The organism is Brevibacillus borstelensis, assembly GCF_037834415.1.
GTDB lineage: Bacteria > Bacillota > Bacilli > Brevibacillales > Brevibacillaceae > Brevibacillus > Brevibacillus borstelensis_A.
Genome location: NZ_JAUMSJ010000039.1, coordinates 42,282 through 48,392, shown reverse-complemented (window position 1 = coordinate 48,392; position 6,111 = coordinate 42,282). Strand labels below are relative to the sequence as shown.

Genomic DNA, 6,111 nt, shown 5'->3' with positions numbered 1-6,111 from the left:
TCGAATAAAGGAGGGGAAGAATTTTGGCTCCCCAATCTGTTTATATCCACATTCCCTTTTGCACCAATAAATGCTATTACTGCGACTTCAACTCGTTTGTCACCAATAACCCGCAGTTGATTTCGGACTACCTGGACGCATTGGAAAAGGAGATGGAGCTGACCTTTGCGAAATGGCCGGTCAGCCAGGTAAAAACGATTTTTGTCGGAGGGGGAACGCCCACGTTTCTCGACCATGCGCAGATGAGGAAATTTCTAGGAATGATTGAGGAGCACCTGGGCAGATACGCCGCGCCGGACCTGGAATTTTCGATGGAGGCAAATCCGGGTACGACGGACAGGGAAAAGCTGCGAATGATGCGGGAGCTGGGAGTGAACCGGCTCAGCTTCGGTGTACAGTCATTTGATGAAAGCCTGCTGAAACGCCTGGGGCGGATTCACGACGTGGATCAAGTGTATCAAAGCATAGAGAATGCAGTAGCTGTCGGGTTTGACAATCTGACAATTGATCTGATGTTCGGCTTGCCCGATCAGACAGAGGAGATTTTCAGAGACACCTTGCAAAAAGCATTTCAATTGCCCACAACCCACTTCTCTGCATATAGTCTGAAAGTGGAGGAAAATACGCTCTTCCATACCTTGTACCAAAAGGATCAGCTGCCGCTTCCTTCCGAAGAGACAGAGCTGAAGATGTACCTGCTGTTGATCGAGGAAATGGAGCGCCATGGCTATCTTCAATACGAGATCAGCAATTTCGCCAAGCCCGGCTTTGAAAGCAGGCACAATAAGACATACTGGCTAAATGAAGAGTATTACGGTCTCGGAGCGGGTGCACATGGATACGTCGATCATGAGCGTCATGTCAATGCGGGGCCGCTGGCTGTTTACCTGCAAATGTGCCGGGAAGGCTTGCCGCGTGTCGAGCAGTTTGCGGTTGGACCGAAGGAAGCGATGGAGGACCACATGATCATGGGGCTCAGGCTGCGCGAGGGTGTGGATGTGGAGCGGTTCCGCCGCCGGTTCGGAAAAACGATCATGGAAGAGTACGGCCGTATCGTAGAAGAAGAAGTGGCCAAAGGAATGCTGGAATGGCAAGATGGGCGGCTTCGCCTGACCAAAGCGGCATTGCCTCTGGGAAATGAGGTGTTCGCCCGCTTTCTGGGCGACTAGTCTGAACGGAAAAAGGGAGGTCGTTTCTGGGAAAACATTGACAAATTCCTCCCGTATTGATAACTTATTAAGTAGATTTAGCACTCATTACATTTGAGTGCTAACAACAGGGAGGCGAGGGCAGCATGTTATCGGACCGCCAACGATTGATTCTGAATGCGATTGTCGATAATTACATTCATTCGGCCGAACCTGTAGGCTCCCGAACCATTTCCAAAAAAGATGGCATTGGCTTTAGTTCGGCGACGATTCGCAACGAAATGGCCGACTTGGAAGAGCTGGGGTATTTGGAGCAGCCTCATACCTCGGCGGGACGAGTGCCTTCTACGAAAGGGTATCGTTTTTATGTAGACAACCTGATCCAGCCGCATTTGTTGAACGATCTGGAATTGGGAAAGCTGAAACAGCTGTTCGCCGAACGTATCCATCACTTTGAACAGGTGATTGAATACACCGCTCAAATTCTTTCTCATATGACCAACTACACGGCTATCGTGCTTGGTCCCGAGATCTTTGAGCATCGGCTGAAACATATTCAAATCGTTCCCTTGAACGAAGAACAGGCCGTAGCGATCGTGGTAACCAACACCGGCCGTGTGGAAAACAAGCTGATCGATCTTCCCAGCGGCGTCCGTCCGCAGGAGATCGAAAAGCTGGTCAACATCCTGAACACCAAGCTGTCCGAGGTTCCGCTGTGGCAGCTGCGGCAGCGTCTTTATCAGGAAATAGCGGGCGAGATGAGACGTCACGTAGAGCAATACGAAGAAATGCTGCACATCCTGGAAGACTCTTTGACCCAGGAGGAGACAGATCGCGTCTATTTGCGCGGAGCGACCAAGATCATGAACCAGCCGGAGTTTCGCGATGTGAACAAGGTGAAAGATATCCTTGAGCTTCTGGAGCGCAATGACCAGTTGATTCATTTATTTGGTGCGCCAGCGGAAGGATTGACCGTCCGGATTGGACAGGAAAACGAGCTGGATGCCATTAAACAGTGCAGCATTATTACCACATCCTATTCTTTGGGCGGAAAGCCAGTGGGGATGGTTGGAATACTTGGGCCTACCCGAATGGAATACAGCAAAGTAATCACCGTGTTGAATTACTTGGCGGCAGGTCTCTCGCAAATGCTGACATCAGAATTTGAGAAGTAGGAATACGGGAACGTCTCGGCCATGGTGCCTCGGCGGTCACAGGAGGTATTTGAATCTTGAACGATGAAAAAATGACCCAGGATGTTTCACCTGACAATGCAGCAGAGGAGACGACTGAAAACGCGGACCAAACTGTCGATCCCGCTTCCGAGCAAGCGGAACAGATCGACTGGCAGCAGGAAGCGGTGCGCTGGAGAGCGCAAGCTGAGGAAAACAACAACCGCCTGCTGAGAGCGATGGCAGACATGGAAAACATGAGACGCCGAATGAGAAAAGAGCAGGAGGATTTGGCGACTTACGCCTCGCAAAAAGTGGTGGAAGAGCTGCTGCCAGTTCTGGATAACTTTGAACGGGCGCTGTCCGCCGACAAAGAGGCGATGACTGTCGATTCCCTTTTGACTGGCGTCAACATGGTTTACCGCCAGATGGTTCAAGTATTTGAAAAGGAAGGGCTTTCGCCCATTCCGGCGAAGGGACATCCTTTTGATCCCCATGTTCACCAGGCTGTCATGCAGGCGGAGGACCCTGAGTTCGAATCCGGCGTGGTTGTAGAGGAGCTTCAGAAAGGCTATCAATTCAAGGATCGCGTCATTCGTCCCGCAATGGTGAAAGTAAACGCCTAGCCGATGTTCTTTTTTCCGGCATACTACAAACATGAAAACCAGTGAGTGAAGTCGTGAGGAGGATTTTACAGTATGAGTCGTGTAATCGGTATTGACTTGGGAACAACAAACTCTTGCGTAGCAGTAATGGAGGGTGGCGAGCCAGTCGTTATCCCCAATCCCGAAGGCAACCGTACCACACCGTCCGTAGTTGCTTTCAAAAATGGCGAGCGCATCGTGGGTGAAGCGGCGAAGCGCCAAGCCATCACCAACCCGGACAACACCGTGATGTCTGTCAAGCGTCACATGGGGACAAACCACAAAGTGACGCTGGAAGGAAAAGAATATACGCCGCAGGAAGTATCGGCGATGATTTTGCAAAAACTGAAAGCCGACGCGGAAGCGTACCTCGGCGAAACAGTCACCAAGGCAGTCATTACCGTTCCCGCTTACTTTAACGACAGCCAGCGCCAGGCGACCAAGGACGCGGGCAAAATCGCCGGTCTGGAAGTGCTTCGGATCGTGAACGAGCCGACAGCGGCTGCGCTGGCATATGGCATGGAGAAAACGGAGGACCAGACTGTTCTCGTATACGACCTGGGCGGCGGTACGTTTGACGTTTCGATCCTCGAGCTTTCCGAGGGCTTTTTCGAGGTAAAAGCGACTTCTGGCGACAACAAGCTCGGCGGTGACGATTTTGACCAGGTGGTTATCGATTTCCTCGTCAGCGAGTTCAAGCAGGAGCACGGTATTGACCTGTCCAAAGACCGCATGGCTCTGCAACGCCTGAAGGATGCCGCGGAAAAAGCGAAAAAGGACCTCTCCGGCGTTTTGACGACCACGATTTCTCTGCCGTTTATTACAGCGGACGCATCTGGACCGAAGCACCTGGAGCTGAATCTGACCCGTGCAAAATTCGAAGAGCTTTCCGCTCATCTCGTGGAGCGCACCATGGGTCCAACCCGTCAGGCGCTGCAGGACGCGGGTCTCTCAGCAAACGAAATTGACCGTGTGATCCTCGTAGGGGGTTCTACCCGGATTCCGGCCGTACAGGAAGCGATCAAGAAGTTTACCGGCAAAGAACCGCATAAAGGCGTGAATCCGGACGAAGTAGTCGCACTGGGTGCCGCCGTGCAAGCGGGCGTTTTGACCGGAGACGTGACAGACGTTGTCCTGCTTGACGTAACTCCGCTGTCTCTCGGTATTGAAACGCTGGGCGGCGTATTTACAAAGCTCATCGACCGCAACACGACAATTCCGACCAGCAAATCGCAGGTGTTCTCTACGGCCGCCGACAACCAGACATCCGTAGAAATCCACGTGCTGCAAGGGGAGCGCCAAATGGCGGCAGACAACAAAACGCTCGGCCGTTTTACGCTCTCCGATATTCCGCCGGCTCCGCGCGGCATCCCGCAAATCGAGGTGACCTTCGATATCGACGCCAACGGGATCGTAAACGTTCGCGCGAAGGATATGGGTACCGGCAAAGAGCAGCGCATTACGATCACCTCCAACTCCGGCCTGTCTGACGAAGAAATCGATCGCATGGTAAAAGAGGCCGAATTGAACGCGGAAGCAGACAAACAGCGCAAAGAAGCGGTAGAAGTCCGCAATGAAGCCGACCAGCTCGTGTTTACTACCGAGAAAACCTTGAAGGAAGTAGAGGGCAAGGTCGATCAGGCTGAAATCGATAAAGCGAATGCAGCCAAGGACAAGGTGAAAAAGGCGCTGGAAGGCGGCAACATGGATGAGATCAAGGCAGCCAAGGACGAACTGGCCCAGATCGTTCAGCAAATCTCCGTGAAACTGTATGAGCAGGCTGCACAAGCAGCTCAAACCGCACAGGGAGCAAATGCGCAGGATGCATCCGGCGAAGCGAAAAAAGAGAATGTCGTGGACGCTGATTACGAGGTAGTCGACGACAAAAAGTAAGTAAGCGATAGCAAGAAAAGAAGTCAAAGTCACGGAACGCTGACTTTGACTTTTTTTCGAGTCTGTCACATGCTATGATAACAGTTGACTGTCATGGGAGTGATTCAGGAGATGAAGCGGGATTATTACGAGGTGCTCGGAGTCTCCAAGGATGCGGATACCGAGGAAATCAAGAAGGCCTATCGCAAACTGGCTCGCAAGTACCACCCCGATGTGAATAAAGAGGCGGATGCCGAAGCGAAGTTCAAGGAAGTAAAGGAAGCGTACGACGTTCTGTCCGATGCGCAAGCCCGCGCACAGTACGACCGCTTTGGCCATCAGGACCCCAATCAGGGCTTTGGCGGGGGTTTTGGCGGCTTCGACGCGAGCAACATGGGCGGCTTTGGCGACATTTTCGACATGTTTTTTGGCGGCGGCAGACGGGCCAATCCCAATGCGCCGCGCAAAGGCTCGGACCTGCAGTTTGGGCTCTCGATCGAGTTTGCGGAGGCGGTTTTCGGAAAGGAAACAGACATTGAAATTCCGAAAGAAGCCGAGTGCGATACATGCCACGGCTCTGGAGCCAAACCGGGTTCCGGCGTCGAAACCTGCCATACCTGCAAAGGCACGGGTCAACAGGAAGTGGCCGCCAATACGCCGTTTGGCCGGATTGTCAACCGTCGCGTTTGTCCGACCTGCGAAGGAAAAGGGAAGGTCGTCAAGGAGAAGTGCGTATCGTGCAAAGGCGCCGGACGGGTTAAGGTTCGCCGCAAGATTCACCTCAACATTCCTGCCGGTGTGGATGACGGCGCCCAGCTTCGCGTTTCCGGCGAAGGGGAGCCCGGGTTCAACGGGGGACCTCCGGGAGATTTGTACGTCGTATTGCGGGTGAAAGCGCACGAGTTTTTTGAACGCGAAGGAAATGATATTTACTGCGAGGTGCCGATCACTTTTGCCCAAGCGGCATTGGGAGATGAGATCGAGGTGCCGACGGTGGACGGGCGCGTCAAGCTGAAAATCCCGCCTGGTACACAAACGGAAACCTTTTTCCGTCTGCGCGGGAAAGGCGTGCCGTTCTTGCGCGGAAACGGCCGTGGCGATCAGCATGTAAAGGCCCGTGTGGTCACGCCGAAGAAGCTGAGCGACAAACAAAAAGAGCTCCTGCGGGAATTTGCGGAGCTGTCGGGCGAGTTGCTTGGCCAACCGGCAGCAGAAGACAACGAAAGCTTCTTTGAGAGAATGAAACGCGCAATTCGCGGAGAGTAGTCTTGCCTG

Annotated in this window: 5 protein-coding genes; all 5 read left to right on the top strand. The window is 53.0% G+C overall.

The window, feature by feature from the left end; genetic code table 11:
- The first annotated feature begins 23 nt into the window (after window positions 1-23).
- Window positions 24-1,169, top strand: coding sequence for a radical SAM family heme chaperone HemW (gene hemW, locus Q3F21_RS22525; RefSeq protein ID WP_340258073.1), 1,146 nt, complete (start codon window positions 24-26; stop codon window positions 1,167-1,169).
- 125 nt (window positions 1,170-1,294) lie between these two features.
- Window positions 1,295-2,323 (top strand): heat-inducible transcriptional repressor HrcA, encoded by a 1,029-nt coding sequence (gene hrcA / locus Q3F21_RS22520; protein ID WP_340258071.1) that lies wholly within the window; start codon window positions 1,295-1,297, stop codon window positions 2,321-2,323.
- Window positions 2,324-2,379: 56 nt separating this feature from the next.
- The gene (gene grpE / locus Q3F21_RS22515) at window positions 2,380-2,946 is read left to right on the top strand and encodes a nucleotide exchange factor GrpE (RefSeq protein WP_340258069.1); all 567 of its coding nucleotides are present in this window, start codon (window positions 2,380-2,382) and stop codon (window positions 2,944-2,946) included.
- Window positions 2,947-3,018: 72 nt separating this feature from the next.
- On the top strand, window positions 3,019-4,857 hold the full coding sequence (gene dnaK / locus Q3F21_RS22510) for a molecular chaperone DnaK (protein ID WP_340258067.1): 1,839 nt from the start codon (window positions 3,019-3,021) through the stop codon (window positions 4,855-4,857).
- 111 nt (window positions 4,858-4,968) lie between these two features.
- Window positions 4,969-6,102 (top strand): molecular chaperone DnaJ, encoded by a 1,134-nt coding sequence (gene dnaJ / locus Q3F21_RS22505; protein ID WP_340258065.1) that lies wholly within the window; start codon window positions 4,969-4,971, stop codon window positions 6,100-6,102.
- Window positions 6,103-6,111: the final 9 nt, after the last annotated feature.